The organism is Sphingomonas sp. MS122 (assembly GCF_049532975.1).
Taxonomy (GTDB): domain Bacteria; phylum Pseudomonadota; class Alphaproteobacteria; order Sphingomonadales; family Sphingomonadaceae; genus Sphingomonas.
Genome location: NZ_CP186695.1, coordinates 1,534,719 through 1,548,372, shown reverse-complemented (window position 1 = coordinate 1,548,372; position 13,654 = coordinate 1,534,719). Strand labels below are relative to the sequence as shown.

The following is a 13,654-nucleotide window of genomic DNA, read 5'->3' as shown; positions in this document are numbered from 1 at the left end:
GTGCAGCGCAAACGCCGGGACTGGCGAAAGGCTTCAGACCGCCGGGGCGATCAGGTCGATGCAATCCTGCGCCACATCGATCAGCTCGTCGCGCGGCGCGCCGGCGCGGGCGCGGACGCTCAGCGAATGGACCATCGCGGTGACGATACGCGCCTGCAGCTCGGGCGCGGCGCTCCCCGCGTTGCGCAGGAGCCGCTCGATCTGCGCGTCCTCCATCGCAAGGAAATGCGTGATCGCGGCGCGAACCTCCGGATCGCTCACCGATTCGGTGGTGGCGGTGCTGATGAAAAGGCAGCCGGCGGGCCCGTTCTCGCCCGTAAGATAGCCGTCGATCACCGCGGTGAAGAAACGCTCGAGCATGGGACGCGGCGGCAGATCCGCCTCGGCCAGCCGCGCGAAACCGCGTTCGGCCCGCGCATGGGTGCGCGCGAGCGCGGCGAGGTAGAGCGATTTCTTGTCGCCGAACGCCGAATAGAGGCTCGGGCGGTTGAGCCGCGTCGCCGCGGCGAGATCGTCGAGCGACGTGCCCGAATAGCCCTGCGCACGGAAGCGCTCGGCGGCCGCGCCGAGCGCCGTATCGGGATCGAAGGTGCGCGGGCGGCCGCGTCCCCTGCCATCCCCGGCCCTGCCGTTCCCGGCTTTTTTTGTACTATTTCGCATAAAATTCCTTGACCGTCCCGATATTCTTGCGAGATGGTACAAAAATCAACCCCAGGAGAGTCGTGCCATGAAGCTGTATTTCATTCCCTTCGCCTGCTCGCTCGCCACCCGCATCGCGATCGAGGAAGCCGGCCTCGACGCCGAGTTCGTCCAGGTGCTGACCGGCCACAAGCTGCCCGACGGGAGCGATTTCCACGCCGTCAGCCCGATGGGCTATGTCCCCGCGCTGGAGACGCGCTCGGGGATCACGCTGACCGAGGGCCCGGCCGTGCTGCAGTATCTCGCCGACAATGCCGAGGAGGGCGTGCTCGCCCCGGCTTTGTTCAGCGAGGACCGCTACCGCATGCAGCTGTGGCTCAACTTCATCAGCACCGAGGTGCACAAGGCGGTGTTCGCGCCGCTGTTCGCCAAGGATGCGAGCGAGGCGGAGAAGGCCGCCGCGCTCGGCCGGGTGGCCAGGCCGTTCGGCGTGCTCTCGGCGCATCTCGACGGGCGCGAGCATCTCGGCGAGGGGTTCACCGTCGCCGACGCCTATCTGCTCGCGGTGCTCAACTGGTGCGAGACCGCGGGGGTCGACATCGCCGCCTGGCCGGTGCTGCTCGCCTATCGCACGCGGCTGCGCCAGCGCCCGTCGGTCGTGCGGGCGATGGCGGCGGAGATGCCGCTGCTCAAAGCGGCCTGACATTCGCCTCGCCGCGTCGCAATCGCCCGCGCCCCGGGGGTTCCCCGGGCGCGGGCGATCCGCTAGGCGGCGGCGATGCCAGCCATCATCCATTGCGACGTCGCCATCGTCGGCGGCGGGCTAGCAGGCGGGCTGATCGCGCTCGCGCTGCGCAAGAAACGCCCTGAGCTCGACATCCGCATCGTCGAAGGCGGCGAGCGCCTCGGCGGCAACCATCTCTGGTCGTTCTTCGCGAGCGACGTGGCGGCGGCCGACCGCTGGCTGGTGGCGCCGCTGATCTCCTATGGCTGGACGCGCTACGACGTCGTCTTCCCGGGCCATGCCCGCACGCTCAAGGCCGGCTATTACGCGATCGAGTCCGACCGGCTCGACCAGATGGTGCGCGCCGCCTTGCCCCCGCGCGCGGTGATGACCGGACGCAAGGCGCTGGGCGCGAGCGCGCGCGCGGTCGTGCTCGCCGATGGCGACCGGATCGAGGCGGGCGGGGTGATCGACTGCCGCGGCCCGGGCAACCTCTCGCAGCTCGAGCTCGGCTGGCAGAAGTTCCTCGGGCGCGAGTTCGCGCTGGCCGAGCCGCATCCGCTCAAGCGCCCGCTGGTGATGGACGCGACGGTGGCGCAGGCCGACGGCTATCGCTTCGTCTATGCCCTGCCCTTCGCGGCGACGCGGCTGTTCGTCGAGGACACCTATTACAGCGACACGCCCGAGATCGACGCACCGGCGCTGCGCGCGCGGATCGACGACTGGCTGGCGGCGCGCCGGATCGAGACCGAAGGCGTGGCGCGCGAGGAGACGGGCGTGCTGCCGGTGGCGATGGGCGGCGATTTCGAGGAATATTGGCGATCGGGCGGCAACCGCGTCGCCAAGGCCGGGATGCGCGCGGGGCTGTTCCATCCGCTCACCGGCTATTCGCTGCCCGACGCGGTGCGCCTCGCCCGCGTGATCGCGGATGCGAGCGACCTGAGCGGCCCGGCGCTGCACGAGCTGACCTTCGGCTATGCCCGGCGCCAGTGGCAGCGGCGCGGTTTCTACCGCATGCTCGCGGCGATGCTGTTCCGCGCCGCCGAGCCGCAGGAGCGCTATCGCGTGCTCGAACGCTTCTACCGGCTGGACGCGGGGCTCATCGCGCGCTTCTATGCGAGCCAGTCGAGCCTGCTCGACCGCGCGCGCGTGCTGGTGGGGAAACCGCCGGTGCCGGTCGGGCGGGCGCTCAACGTGGTCAGCAATGCCGCCAAGGGCGTCGCCATTAGGGGAACCAAGTGAAGCGGGCAGTCGTCATCGGCGCGGGGTTCGGGGGGCTGGCGCTGGCGATCCGCCTGCAATCGGCCGGGATCGACACGGTGCTGATCGAGGCGCGCGACAAGCCCGGGGGCCGCGCCTATCATTGGGAGAAGGACGGCTTCACCTTCGACGCCGGGCCGACGGTGATCACCGCGCCGCAAGCGCTGGAGGAGCTGTGGGCGCTGTCCGGCCACCGCATGGCCGACGATGTCACGCTGATGCCGGTCAACCCCTTCTACCGCCTCAACTGGCCCGACGGGACCAATTTCGACTATTCGAACGACGACGCGTCGCTGGCGGGCGAGATCGCCAAGCTCGATCCGGCGGACATCGCGGGCTATCGGCGCTTCCTCGACTATTCCGCCGGGGTCTATCGCGAGGGTTACGAGAAGCTCGGGCAGGCCGCGTTCCTCGACTTCACCGCGATGGTGAAGGCGGCGCCGGACCTCGCCAAATACCAGGCGTGGCGCAGCGTCTATTCGATCGTCTCGTCGTTCGTGAAGAACGAGAAATTGCGCCAGGCGCTGAGCTTCCACACGCTGCTGATCGGGGGCAACCCGATGACGACGAGCGCGATCTACGCGCTGATCCACAAGCTCGAGCGCGACGGCGGGGTGTGGTTCGCGCAGGGCGGGACCAACCGGCTGGTCGCGGGGATGGCGGCGCTGTTCGAGCGGCTCGGCGGGGTGCTGCGGCTCGGCGATCCGGTGGCGCAGATCGAGACGCTGGGGGAGCGCGCCACCGCGGTGGTGACCCAGCGCGGCGAACGCTTCGAGGCGGACGCGGTGGCGAGCAACGCCGACCTGATCCACAGCTATCGCGACCTGCTCAAGGGCTCGCGCAGCGCGCAGCGCACCGCGGCCCGGCTCGCGCGCAAGCGCTTCTCGCCCTCGCTGTTCCTCGTCCATTTCGGGGTCAGGGGGACCTGGCCCGGCATCCCGCACCACATGATCCTGTTCGGGCCGCGCTACCAAGGGCTGCTCGAGGACATCTACGACCATGGCGTGCTCAGTCAGGATTTCTCGCTCTACCTCCATCATCCGACGGTGACCGATCCGAGCCTCGCGCCGGCGGGGCATTCGACCTTCTACGCGCTCGCCCCGGTGCCGCATCTCGGCAAGTTCCCGGTCGACTGGACGCAGATCGCGCCGGTGCTGGAGAAGCGCATCCTCGACGAGGTCGGACGGCGGCTGATCCCCGACATCCACGAACGCATCGTGACCAAGTTCAGCTATGCGCCCAACGACTTCCGCGACGATCTGCGCGCGCATCTCGGCAGCGCGTTCAGCCTCGAGCCGATCCTGTCGCAGAGCGCCTGGTTCCGGGCGCACAATCGCGACGATTCCATCCCCAACCTCTATTTCGTCGGCGCCGGCACGCATCCCGGCGCGGGTATTCCCGGCGTGGTCGGCAGCGCCAAGGCCACCGCCGCGCTGATGCTGGAGCAACCATGACCCTCACGCGCCTCGCCATTTATTGCGGATCCGCGACCCCCAACGATCCCGTGTTCATCGAGAATGCCCGTTTCGTCGGCCGCACCCTCGCCGAGCGCGGGATCGGCGTGGTCTATGGCGGCGGGCGGCTGGGGCTGATGGGCGCGGTGGCGGACAGCGCGCTGGCGGCGGGGGGCGAAGTGATCGGGGTGATCCCGCAGGCGCTGGTCGACGCCGAGGTGGCGCATCGCGGCTGCACCGAGCTGCACGTCGTGCGCACGATGCACGAACGCAAACAGGCCTTCACCGACCTCTCCGACGGCTTCGTCACCCTCCCCGGCGGCACCGGCACGATGGACGAGTTGTGGGAGGCGATGAGCTGGGCGCAGATCGGCTATCACGCCAAGCCGGTCGGGCTGCTCAACGTCGCCGGCTTCTATGACGGGCTGATCGAGTTCGTGCGGACGATGGGCGAGGCCGGCTTCCTGCGGCCGCAGCACCAGGGGCTGCTGATCGTCGACGACGAGCTCGACCGCCTGCTCGACAAGATGGCCGCGCACCGGCCCGCCACGACGATCGGCCAGATCGGCGCCAAGGACCTGTGAACGCGCCTGTGCCAACCCGCGCCTGCGTGGTCGCGGCGGCGCAGGACAGCATCGCGCGGGGATCGCGCAGCTTCGCGGCGGCGAGCCAGTTGTTCGACCGGGCGACGCGCGAGCGGGCATGGCTGCTCTATGCCTGGTGCCGCGCGTGCGACGACCTCGCCGACGGGCAGGAACTGGGGCAGGGCGGCCGGCCGGTCGCCGATCCCGCGGCGCGGCTGGCGCGGATCCGCGGCCTCACCGGCAAGGCGCTGGCGGGGGAATGGACCGGCGACCCGGCGTTCGACGCACTCGGGATCGTCGCCGGCGAGACGCGCATGCCGCACCGCTTCGCGCATGACGTGATCGAGGGGTTCGCGCTCGACGCCAGGGGGTGGTTCCCGCGCTCCGAGCACGACCTGCTGCGCTACTGCTACCATGTCGCGGGCGCGGTCGGCTGCATGATGGCGGTGGTGATGGGGGTGGAGCCGGGGGACGAGGCGACGCTCGACCGCGCCTGCGACCTCGGCATCGCCTTCCAGCTCGCCAATATCGCGCGCGACATCGAGGCCGACGACCGCATGGGCCGCTGCTACCTCCCCGTCGAATGGCTGGTCGAGATGGACATCCCGCCCGGCCAGCACATGAAGCCGCCCTTCCGTTCGCGGCTCGTCGTGATCGCCAGATGGCTGGCGGAGATGGCCGAGGACCATGCGGCGAGCGCGCGGCGCGGCACCCCGGCGCTGCGCTTCCGCTCGGCCTGGGCGGTGCTGGCGGCGGCGGGCATCTATGGCGACATCGCCCGCGAGGTGACGGCACGGGGCGCGCACGCCTGGGACCATCGCGCGCACACGAGCAACGCGCAGAAGCTCGCCTGGATCGCCCGCGCCCTGCCCCAGGCGGCGCTGCGGCACCGCCTCTATCGCCCTGCCCCGCGTCCGGCCGGGCTGTGGACCCGCCCGCGTTAACCGCGTTCGGCGAGATTCGGGTAAAGCCGCGGGCTCCATAGAGGCGGCGATGACCGCTCTATCGCTTCACCTGTCCCGCGCGCTCGCGAAGGGCCGTGCGGCCCCCGCCCCGCCCGCGAGCCGCGCGGACCTTTTGTTGACGCTGCTGCGCAAGCGCGCCGCCGCGCACAATGCCGGCGCGGCCGAGCTCGAGGCGCTGCTGCGCGACCAGATCCGCTGGGCGCTGCCGATCGAGCGCGGCTGAGCTAGCTGCGCGGCGCGCGCGTCTCGTTGCGGGCCATCCGCGCGCCGCGCTGCTGGCAGCTCGCGACGATGGTGGGGAAGGAGAGGTCGGCGTGGCGCGGCAGCGTCTGCGCCATCGCCACCTGGCATTGCGCCGCGCTCCGGTAACGGACCGGCTCGACGCGCACCTCGCGGCATTGCAGCTGGCCGTCGCCGCAGCCAAGGATCGCCATCACGTAGAACACCGGTTCCATGTTTCGCTCCTCGCCCGGTCAACGAACCGGGCGGAGCGGCGTTCCGCGCGTGCACGCGTTGCATCCGGACGCAAGCGGTCCCAGATTGCGGGCCATGCCAGCCCCGACCGCACCCGCCGGCGGCGAACGCCCGTTGTTCGCCACGCTCCGGCGCTTCCTCCCCTATCTCTGGCCCGCCGGCATGCCCGGGCTGAAGGCGCGCATCATCGGTGCGCTGCTGCTCGTGCTGCTGTCCAAGGTCGTCCAAGTCTATGGCGCGGCCTATGCGCTCAAGGCCGCGGTGGATTCGATGGCGCTCAACGACCGCAGCGTGGTCGTGTTCGTCGTGCTGATGGTGGTCGGCTATGCCGCCGCGCGGCTGTTCACCACGGTGTTCGACAACCTCCGCAACACCGTGTTCGAGAAGGTCGGGCAGGATGCGACGCGGCGGCTGGCGATCGTCACCTTCCGCCATCTCCACCAGCTCTCGCTGCGCTTCCACCTCGAGCGGCGCACCGGCGCCGTCACCAAGGTGGTCGAGCGCGGCACCAAGAGCATCGACACGATGCTCTACTTCCTGCTGTTCAACATCGCGCCGACGATCCTCGAGCTGGCGCTGGTGCTGCAGATCTTCGGGTCGCGCTTCGGCTGGTGGCTGGTCGCGTCGACGCTGGCGATGGTGGTCGTCTACATCGCCTTCACCCGCTGGGTGACCGACTGGCGCTCCAAGCTGCGCGAGCGGATGAACGACCTCGACACCGGCGCGGTCGCGCATGCCGTGGATTCGCTGCTCAATTTCGAGACGGTGAAGTATTTCAACGCCGAGAAGCGCGAGGCCGACCGCTATTCGGCGGCGGTCGAGGCCTATGCCAAGGCGGCGGTGAAGAGCGAGAATTCGCTCGCCTGGCTCAACATGGGCCAGTCGCTGATCACCAACGTGATGCTCGGCGCGGGGATGGCGGTGGTCGCCTGGGGCTGGTCGAGCGGGCGCTTCTCGCCGGGCGACGTGGTGTTCGTCTCGACGCTCTTGAGCCAGCTGTTCCGCCCGCTCGACATGCTCGGCTGGGTCTATCGCACGATCCGCCAGGGCGTGATCGACATGGGCGCGATGTTCGACCTGATCGACACCGACGCCGAGGTGAAGGACGCGCCCGGCGCGCGCCCGCTGGAGGTGGCCAGGGGCGAGGTGCGGTTCGAGGGGGTGCGCTTCGGCTATGAGGCGGATCGCGACATCCTGAAGGGCATCGATCTCGTCATCGCGCCGGGCCACACCGTCGCGGTGGTCGGCCCGTCGGGCGCGGGCAAGTCGACGCTCGCGCGCATCCTCTACCGCTTCTACGACCTGACCGGCGGGCGGGTGACGATCGACGGGCAGGATATCGCCCAGGTCACCCAGGCCAGCCTGCGCGCCGCGATCGGCATCGTCCCGCAGGACACGGTGCTGTTCAACGACACGGTCGGCTACAACATCGCCTATGGCCGCGAGGGCGCGACCCCCGACCAGGTCGCGGCGGCGGCGCGCGGCGCGGCAATCGCCGGGTTCATCGAGAGCATGCCCGACGGCTACGACACGCGCGTCGGCGAGCGCGGGCTCAAGCTGTCGGGGGGCGAGAAGCAGCGCGTCGCGATCGCGCGCACCCTGCTCAAGGACCCGCCGATCCTGATCCTCGACGAGGCGACGAGCGCGCTCGACAGCCGCACCGAGAGCGAGATCCTCGACACGCTCGAGGCGATCGAGCGCGGGCGCACCACGATCGTGATCGCGCATCGCCTCTCGACCGTGGTCCATGCCGACCGCATCGTCGTGCTGGAAGCAGGGCGCATCGCCGAGCAGGGCACGCATGCCGAATTGCTCGAGCTGCGCGGCATCTATGCCGAGATGTGGGCGCGCCAGCAGGCCGAGCGCGAGGCGGTGGCCGAAGCGGCGGAGTAGCCGGTTAGCCCCTCCCCCGAAGGGAGGAGCTTGAGAATTACCCGAACTCGACCGCCTCGAACCGCACCGGGCGGCCGTGCGCGGCGTTGGCGAGCTGGCCGTCCCACATCACCTGGCGCCCGCGGATGATCGTGCCGATCGGCTTGCCGGTGAGCGCCATGCCGGTGAACGGCGACCAGCCGCAGCGCGAGGCGAGCCAGCTTTCCTCGATGGTCCATTTGGCCTTCAGGTCGACCACGGTGAAGTCCGCGTCATAGCCGGCGGCGATCCGCCCCTTGCCGACCAGCCCGAACACCCGCTGCGGTCCGGCGCTGGTGAGGTCGATCAGCCGCTGCAGCGTGGTGCGCCCCCTGGCGACATGGTCGAGCAGCAGCGGCAGCAGCGTCTGAACGCCGGGCATGCCGCTGGGCGAAGCGGGATAGGGCCTGGCCTTCTCCTCGATCGTGTGCGGCGCATGGTCCGAGCCGAGCACGTCGGGCACCCCCTGGTTGAGCCAGTGCCACAGCCCCTCGCGATGCGCGGCCGAGCGGATCGGCGGGTTCATCTGGGCATAGGTGCAGAGCCGCGGATAGGCCTCCTCGCCCGCCAGCGTCAGGTGCTGCGGCGTCACCTCGCAGGTCGCGATGTCCTTGTGCTGCGCGAGCAGCTCGAGCTCGGCCGGGGTGGTGACGTGGAGGACATGGATGCGCCGCTTCGCCTCGCGCGCGAGCTTGAGGATGCGGCGGGTGGCGAGGATCGCGCTCTCGTCGTCGCGCCACACGGGGTGCGACGAAGGATCGCCTTCGATCCGCTCGCCCTCGCGCGCGTTCATGCGGAACTCGTCCTCGGCATGGATCGCGACGCGGCGATGGCCCGAGGCGAGCACGCGCGCGAGATTGGCGTCGTCCGACACCAGGAGATCGCCGGTCGAGGCGCCCATGAAGATCTTGACCCCCGCCGTGCCGGGCATGCGCTCGAGCTCGGCGAGGTCGGCGGCATTGCTGTTGGTCGCGCCGACATAGAAGGCATGATCGCACCACATCCGGTCCCGGGCGCGCGCGAGCTTGTCGTCGACCGCATCGGCGCTGTCGGTGTTGGGCTTGGTGTTGGGCATCTCGAACACCGCGGTGACGCCGCCCAGCACCGCCGCGCGGCTGCCGCTCTCCAGGTCTTCCTTGGCCTCGAGCCCCGGCTCGCGGAAATGGACCTGGCTGTCGATCACGCCGGGCAGCACGTCGAGCCCGGTGCAGTCGATCGTCTCGCCGGCATCGCCTCCAACGCCGTCCTGACCGCCGATCGCGACGATCCTGCCCTCGCGCACGCCGAGATCGACCCGGGCCGGGCCGCCGGGCAGGTGCACCGTGCCGCCGGTGAGCTTGAGATCGAACGTCGCCATGGGAGCCTCTTTTGCAGCCGCTCCCGGCGTCCTACCTGTTCGCCATGACAGAGACCAGCCAAGTTCGGGCCACCCCGCCCCATGCGACTCTTCTCGCCGACCGCGCTCTCATTCGCGTCTCGGGGGAGGATGCCCGCGGCTTCCTGCAGGGGCTGGTGACTCAGGACATGAACGCCGTGGCGCCGGGCGCGCCGCAATGGGCCGGGCTGCTGACCGCCCAGGGCAAGGCGCTGTTCGACTTCATCCTGTGGGATGATGGCGATGCGATCCTGATCGACTGCGAGGCGGAGCAGCGCGAGGCGCTGGTCCGCCGCCTGTCGATCTATCGCCTGCGCCGCCCGATCGCGATCGAGCCGGTCGAGGGCGGCGTGCACTGGTCGCGCGACGCGGGTGCTGGGGTGGCCGATCCCCGGCTCGCGGCGCTCGGCTATCGCTGGCTGGGAGAAGCGGCCGGCGCCGCCGCAGCGGGCTGGCACGAGCATCGCTTGCGCCTCGGCGTGACCGAGGGTGCCGCCGAGCTGGGCCAGGACAAGACGCTCTGGCTGGAATGCAACGCGGCCGAGCTCAACGGCGTCAGCTTCGCCAAGGGCTGTTATGTCGGCCAGGAGAATACGGCGCGGATGAACTGGCGCGCCAAGGTCAACCGCCGCCTCGTCGTCGCGCCGCTCGGCGAGCCGGGCGAGCGCACCCGCATCGCCTATCCCGAGCTCGGGCTGATGGTCGAGCACCGCCGCGTCGAGGCGCTGGGCGATGCGATCGTGCCGGAATGGCTGGCGGGGGCCGTCACTTCAGACGCCTGACCACGAAAGTCCGCCGGGCAAGTCGAACGCGGCATAGTCGACCTGCAGCACGCGGCGGCGTCGCGGCGCCGCCGCGGCCTCCGAGGCGTGCAGGATCGGCGTCGCATAGACCCAGATGTCACCCGCACGGGCGAGACAGGCATGAATGCCGCACCGCTCGACCACGGCCTCGATCATATCCTCGCGCACGAGCCCGAAATGATGCGAGCCAGGCGCGATCAGGAGCGGTGCGTTGCCGGCCGGAACATCATCGAGATGGATGCGGATCGTGACCATCCGCGCGAGCAGGTCGAAGGGTGGCGCGACGTGCAGCAGCCCCGACTTGACCGTCCAGGGTCCGAATCCATCCAGGTCGCGACGCTCGCGGACGCAGATCGTGCGATCCTGATGCCAGGCCAGCGACCAGTTCGCCGACGGACTCTTGTCGAACAGGATCGCGCGCACGGGCCGGGCGGGTCCGCTCGCGAGCGGCGCGACGAGCGATCCGATTGCACCCTGCGGACCCAGCAGCTCGGCCAGGCCCGGGACGCCGCTCAGCCTTAGCCCGGGCCGATCTTCAGGCAATGGCGAGATCGCCGCCTCGAAGTCACGCAGTTGGCGGCGCGCCGCCGCCTCCAGGCGCATTGCGCCATGCTCGGCAAAACGCATCGGGTTCGGGGTTCCGAACTCGGCCTCGGATGTCGAAGGGGGCATGGGGATGACTGAGCGCAGCATCGGCGACGGCGCAAGGCCAGTCACGCACCCGCATCCACGCCGCAACGAAAAAGGGAGGCCGGTTGCCCGGCCTCCCCAATTCTTGTCGATCCGCAGTGCGGACCGCGTGGCTTACATGCCCGAGCCCGGACCGTAAGTGATTTCCACGCGGCGGTTCTGCAGTTCGCGAACGCCGTCGGCGGTCTCGACGCGCGGACGGCTCTCGCCGAACGCTTCCGAGCTGATCACGCCGTCGGGGATGCCGCGGCCGCCGAGATACGCACGGACCGAGTCCGCACGGCGCTGCGACAGGCCGACGTTGTAGCTCGCCGAACCCGAACGGTCGGCGTGGCCCGCCAGCATGACCTGCGCGTTGCCGCAGTTCTGGTACGCCGAGATCGCGTTGTCGAGGATGCCGGCCGCCTCGGGCGTGATGTCCGACTTGTCCCACTCGAAGAACACGATGTACGGCCCCGGGGTGCAGACCACCGGCGGCGGCGGCGGCGGCGGGGTCGGCGCCGGCGGCGGGGGCGGCGGAGCCGGCTCCGGCGGCGGCGGCGGCGCAGGCGGCTCACCGAAGTTGAAGGTCACGCCGCCCAGGATGCTGTGCGAGCGGAACCGGCCCTCGAACTCGCGGCCGGTCACGTCGACCAGCTTGACGTTGTCGGCGTTGAAGAAGCGATACTTCAGCGTCACGTCGATGTTGTCGCTGATCGGCTGACGCAGACCCGCGATCACCTGCCACGCGAACACGGTGTCCGAATCGTCGAGGAACGACCCCTTCTGGTTCAGGGCATAGTCGGCCTTGACGCGCGACACGCCCGCGCCGCCGCCGATGAAGCCCTGCACGCCGTCGTCTTCACCGAAGTCGAGCAGGCCGTTGACCATGAAGCTCAGCGCCGACGACGAGCCGCCGGCATAGTCGAACGTGCCGGCCGGCATGTTGAAGATGGTGCCGCCGGTGATGAACATCGGCGTGGTGACGGTCGAGCTGTAGCCGTCGACGCTCGCGCGGCGATAGCTGACATCGGCCTCGATGCGGAACCCGCCGAGATCGTAACCGATGACGCCACCGACGTCCCAGCCATAGTTGTGATCGACCCGGCTCGCGTCCTCGACGGCGCCGATGTCGAAGTTGATGTCTTCGACGATCATCGCGCCGCCTTCGACACCCACGTACCACGCGTCATCGCGGGCGAGGGCGGGCGTGCTGAGCGCGGTCGAAGCGAGTGCCAGAGTTACGGCAAGCTTCCGCATCATAATCCCCTTTCTTGGTTGCCACTTCGGACAGCGCTAACTTCCTACCGTGTGGAAAGTTTCCGCGCAAGCGAACAAAATCTGGGGACTGTTGCCGGAACGTCACAGTTATCCGCCGTCGATCAGGCCATGTGCCCGCAACGCCTGCAAAATCGCCTCGATCGCGGCGCGGGCCTCCGCGTCGACGACGCTCCCGCCGTCCGGCTCGTCGATCGCCGGCTCGCGCGGCCCGACCACCTGCTCGCCGTCGATCACGAGCTGCGCGGCGGCGAGCCGGCCGGCGTGCCACGCGCCCGCGACGTGCCGCGCGACCAGCTCGTCCCCGGCGACCCACACGGCCATGCCCTCGCGCGGCGCCACGAACCGCCACCCGCCCTCGGTCCACAGCGCCAGTGCGCCTGCCGATCCGGCCCAGGCGCCCTCGGGCGAATCGCCGACGATCCAGCATTGGCCCGCAACCGGATCCGCCGGCGGCGCGGCGCGGCCGAGCGCCTCGACGCAGGGCTGCATCAGCATATCGGCGATCAGCAGCGCCTCGTTGTGGAAAAGCTCCTTCTGCGCCTGCCCGGCATGAAGCAGGGGCAGGGCGAATCGCGCGGTCGCGTTCATCTCGTCACTCCAGAGGGTTACAATGTGAGCAGGGCAGGCGGGGAGAGGCCGTGGTCGCCGGCCTGGCGCACCTCGATCGCCACCGGGCGCGCGGCGAGCGTCTCGGGCGGCAGGTACAGTTCGCTCGCGGTCACCGTCTCGAGCGTCGCGGGCCCGGCCGCCGGCACGATCCGCACCTGGTAGCGTTCGAGCTCCTCGCCGAGCGGCGCATCGGCCGCGTCCCGCCAGCGCCACCCGATGCGGCTCCGGCGCGTCCAGCGAATCAGCGCGCCGCCCGCGGCCGCCCTCTCGGCGCGCAGGTGCACCGGCGCCGGGGGAACCACCGACGCGCCGGTGACCGGCGCATGCGCCTCGACCCCCTCGCCATCCCCCGTGCCCGTCCCGAGCACCGAGACGCCGGCGCCGATCCCGGCGACCGCATCGTGCACGGCGAGTGCCGCCGCCTCGACCAGCACGAACCGGCCGCCGGCGGCCGCGGTCCCGATCGCGGCCTCGGTGCCGCGCCGCCCGCGCCACAGCCGCGTCAGCCGCCAGCGACCGGCGCCGACGCGCTCGGGCCGCAGCGCGAACAGCTCGGCGACCCCGCCCGCGCCGTCGCCGAGCAGCTGGATGAAGGCGTTGCCGTGCAGCAGCAGCTGCGCCGCCAGCGCCGCGATCAGCTCCTGCCCCTGGGTCCGCGCGACCACCAGCGCACGCAGCGCCGGATCGGATGCCTCGATCGGCGCATCCGCCACGCCCTCGGCAATGATCTTCACCGCACGCTGCGCGACCGGGTTCGCGCAATAGCCCTCGCGCACCTGCGCCTCGTAGCTTTGCGGCCATTCGCCCAGCACGCCCGCGCCGGCGTGCGCACGCGTCAACGCCGGACGCGACGCATCGCGCCCGGACTTCCGCCCGAACCAGTTCATGAGGATTCTCCTTGGCCGC

The 13,654-nt window shown here is 70.4% G+C and carries 15 protein-coding genes; 8 read left to right on the top strand and 7 right to left on the bottom strand.

Annotated features, from left to right (window positions below):
• Window positions 1–33 precede the first annotated feature (33 nt).
• Window positions 34–660, bottom strand: a complete 627-nt coding sequence (locus ACO227_RS07430; protein ID WP_423606526.1) for a TetR/AcrR family transcriptional regulator — start codon at window positions 658–660, stop codon at window positions 34–36.
• 67 nt (window positions 661–727) lie between these two features.
• On the opposite strand from ACO227_RS07430, the gene ACO227_RS07425 reads away from it, so the two are divergent.
• The 6 genes from ACO227_RS07425 to ACO227_RS07400 all read left to right on the top strand — a co-directional run bounded on the left by ACO227_RS07425 (window position 728) and on the right by ACO227_RS07400 (window position 5,849).
• The gene (locus ACO227_RS07425) at window positions 728–1,342 is read left to right on the top strand and encodes a glutathione binding-like protein (RefSeq protein WP_423606524.1); all 615 of its coding nucleotides are present in this window, start codon (window positions 728–730) and stop codon (window positions 1,340–1,342) included.
• Between the two features lie 75 nt (window positions 1,343–1,417).
• Entirely contained in the window at window positions 1,418–2,605 is a 1,188-nt protein-coding gene (crtY, locus tag ACO227_RS07420) for a lycopene beta-cyclase CrtY (protein ID WP_423606522.1), read from the top strand.
• On the top strand, window positions 2,602–4,077 hold the full coding sequence (locus tag ACO227_RS07415; protein WP_423606520.1) for a phytoene desaturase: 1,476 nt from the start codon (window positions 2,602–2,604) through the stop codon (window positions 4,075–4,077). Before crtY ends, ACO227_RS07415 begins: the two co-directional genes overlap by 4 nt.
• Window positions 4,074–4,661: a TIGR00730 family Rossman fold protein gene (locus ACO227_RS07410; protein WP_423606518.1), complete on the top strand. Its 588-nt coding sequence runs from the start codon at window positions 4,074–4,076 to the stop codon at window positions 4,659–4,661. Before ACO227_RS07415 ends, ACO227_RS07410 begins: the two co-directional genes overlap by 4 nt.
• Window positions 4,658–5,605, top strand: coding sequence for a phytoene/squalene synthase family protein (locus ACO227_RS07405; RefSeq protein WP_423606516.1), 948 nt, complete (start codon window positions 4,658–4,660; stop codon window positions 5,603–5,605). Before ACO227_RS07410 ends, ACO227_RS07405 begins: the two co-directional genes overlap by 4 nt.
• A 49-nt stretch (window positions 5,606–5,654) precedes the next feature.
• Window positions 5,655–5,849, top strand: coding sequence for a hypothetical protein (locus ACO227_RS07400; RefSeq protein ID WP_423606515.1), 195 nt, complete (start codon window positions 5,655–5,657; stop codon window positions 5,847–5,849).
• Between the two features lies 1 nt (window position 5,850).
• Here the strand turns inward: ACO227_RS07400 and ACO227_RS07395 are convergent, their stop codons facing one another.
• Complete coding sequence (locus ACO227_RS07395; RefSeq protein ID WP_423606513.1) at window positions 5,851–6,081, bottom strand: hypothetical protein; 231 nt, start codon at window positions 6,079–6,081, stop codon at window positions 5,851–5,853.
• A gap of 94 nt (window positions 6,082–6,175) precedes the next feature.
• Between ACO227_RS07395 and ACO227_RS07390 the strand changes: the two genes are divergently transcribed.
• Entirely contained in the window at window positions 6,176–7,993 is a 1,818-nt protein-coding gene (locus ACO227_RS07390; RefSeq protein WP_423606511.1) for an ABCB family ABC transporter ATP-binding protein/permease, read from the top strand.
• A gap of 37 nt (window positions 7,994–8,030) precedes the next feature.
• Here the strand turns inward: ACO227_RS07390 and ACO227_RS07385 are convergent, their stop codons facing one another.
• Window positions 8,031–9,368 (bottom strand): dihydroorotase, encoded by a 1,338-nt coding sequence (locus tag ACO227_RS07385; protein WP_423606509.1) that lies wholly within the window; start codon window positions 9,366–9,368, stop codon window positions 8,031–8,033.
• A 44-nt stretch (window positions 9,369–9,412) separates the two neighbouring features.
• Between ACO227_RS07385 and ACO227_RS07380 the strand changes: the two genes are divergently transcribed.
• The gene (locus tag ACO227_RS07380) at window positions 9,413–10,168 is read left to right on the top strand and encodes a YgfZ/GcvT domain-containing protein (RefSeq protein WP_423606507.1); all 756 of its coding nucleotides are present in this window, start codon (window positions 9,413–9,415) and stop codon (window positions 10,166–10,168) included.
• Here ACO227_RS07380 and ACO227_RS07375 read toward each other — a convergent pair.
• From ACO227_RS07375 to ACO227_RS07360, 4 genes are all read right to left on the bottom strand, one after another.
• On the bottom strand, window positions 10,157–10,861 hold the full coding sequence (locus tag ACO227_RS07375) for a phytanoyl-CoA dioxygenase family protein (protein ID WP_423606505.1): 705 nt from the start codon (window positions 10,859–10,861) through the stop codon (window positions 10,157–10,159). The genes ACO227_RS07380 and ACO227_RS07375 overlap by 12 nt on opposite strands.
• Window positions 10,862–10,993: 132 nt before the next feature.
• A complete protein-coding gene (locus tag ACO227_RS07370; protein WP_423606503.1) occupies window positions 10,994–12,118 on the bottom strand; it encodes an OmpA family protein in 1,125 nt (374 codons plus the stop codon).
• Window positions 12,119–12,226: 108 nt separating this feature from the next.
• A complete protein-coding gene (locus ACO227_RS07365) occupies window positions 12,227–12,727 on the bottom strand; it encodes a DUF2793 domain-containing protein (protein ID WP_423606501.1) in 501 nt (166 codons plus the stop codon).
• A 17-nt stretch (window positions 12,728–12,744) separates the two neighbouring features.
• Complete coding sequence (locus tag ACO227_RS07360) at window positions 12,745–13,635, bottom strand: phage tail baseplate protein (protein ID WP_423606499.1); 891 nt, start codon at window positions 13,633–13,635, stop codon at window positions 12,745–12,747.
• Between the last annotated feature and the right edge of the window lie 19 nt (window positions 13,636–13,654).

Bases quoted from the DNA above. Each gene is read 5' to 3' on its own strand.
- ACO227_RS07360 (WP_423606499.1), bottom strand. From the start codon at position 13,635: ATGAACTGGTTCGGGCGGAAGTCCGGGCGCGATGCGTCGCGTCCGGCG.
- ACO227_RS07430 (WP_423606526.1), bottom strand. From the start codon at position 660: ATGCGAAATAGTACAAAAAAAGCCGGGAACGGCAGGGCCGGGGATGGC.
- ACO227_RS07380 (WP_423606507.1), top strand. From the start codon at position 9,413: ATGACAGAGACCAGCCAAGTTCGGGCCACCCCGCCCCATGCGACTCTT.
- ACO227_RS07425 (WP_423606524.1), top strand. From the start codon at position 728: ATGAAGCTGTATTTCATTCCCTTCGCCTGCTCGCTCGCCACCCGCATC.
- ACO227_RS07375 (WP_423606505.1), bottom strand. From the start codon at position 10,861: ATGCCCCCTTCGACATCCGAGGCCGAGTTCGGAACCCCGAACCCGATG.
- ACO227_RS07390 (WP_423606511.1), top strand. From the start codon at position 6,176: ATGCCAGCCCCGACCGCACCCGCCGGCGGCGAACGCCCGTTGTTCGCC.
- ACO227_RS07400 (WP_423606515.1), top strand. From the start codon at position 5,655: ATGACCGCTCTATCGCTTCACCTGTCCCGCGCGCTCGCGAAGGGCCGT.
- ACO227_RS07385 (WP_423606509.1), bottom strand. From the start codon at position 9,368: ATGGCGACGTTCGATCTCAAGCTCACCGGCGGCACGGTGCACCTGCCC.
- ACO227_RS07395 (WP_423606513.1), bottom strand. From the start codon at position 6,081: ATGGAACCGGTGTTCTACGTGATGGCGATCCTTGGCTGCGGCGACGGC.
- ACO227_RS07365 (WP_423606501.1), bottom strand. From the start codon at position 12,727: ATGAACGCGACCGCGCGATTCGCCCTGCCCCTGCTTCATGCCGGGCAG.
- ACO227_RS07410 (WP_423606518.1), top strand. From the start codon at position 4,074: ATGACCCTCACGCGCCTCGCCATTTATTGCGGATCCGCGACCCCCAAC.
- crtY (WP_423606522.1), top strand. From the start codon at position 1,418: ATGCCAGCCATCATCCATTGCGACGTCGCCATCGTCGGCGGCGGGCTA.
- ACO227_RS07370 (WP_423606503.1), bottom strand. From the start codon at position 12,118: ATGCGGAAGCTTGCCGTAACTCTGGCACTCGCTTCGACCGCGCTCAGC.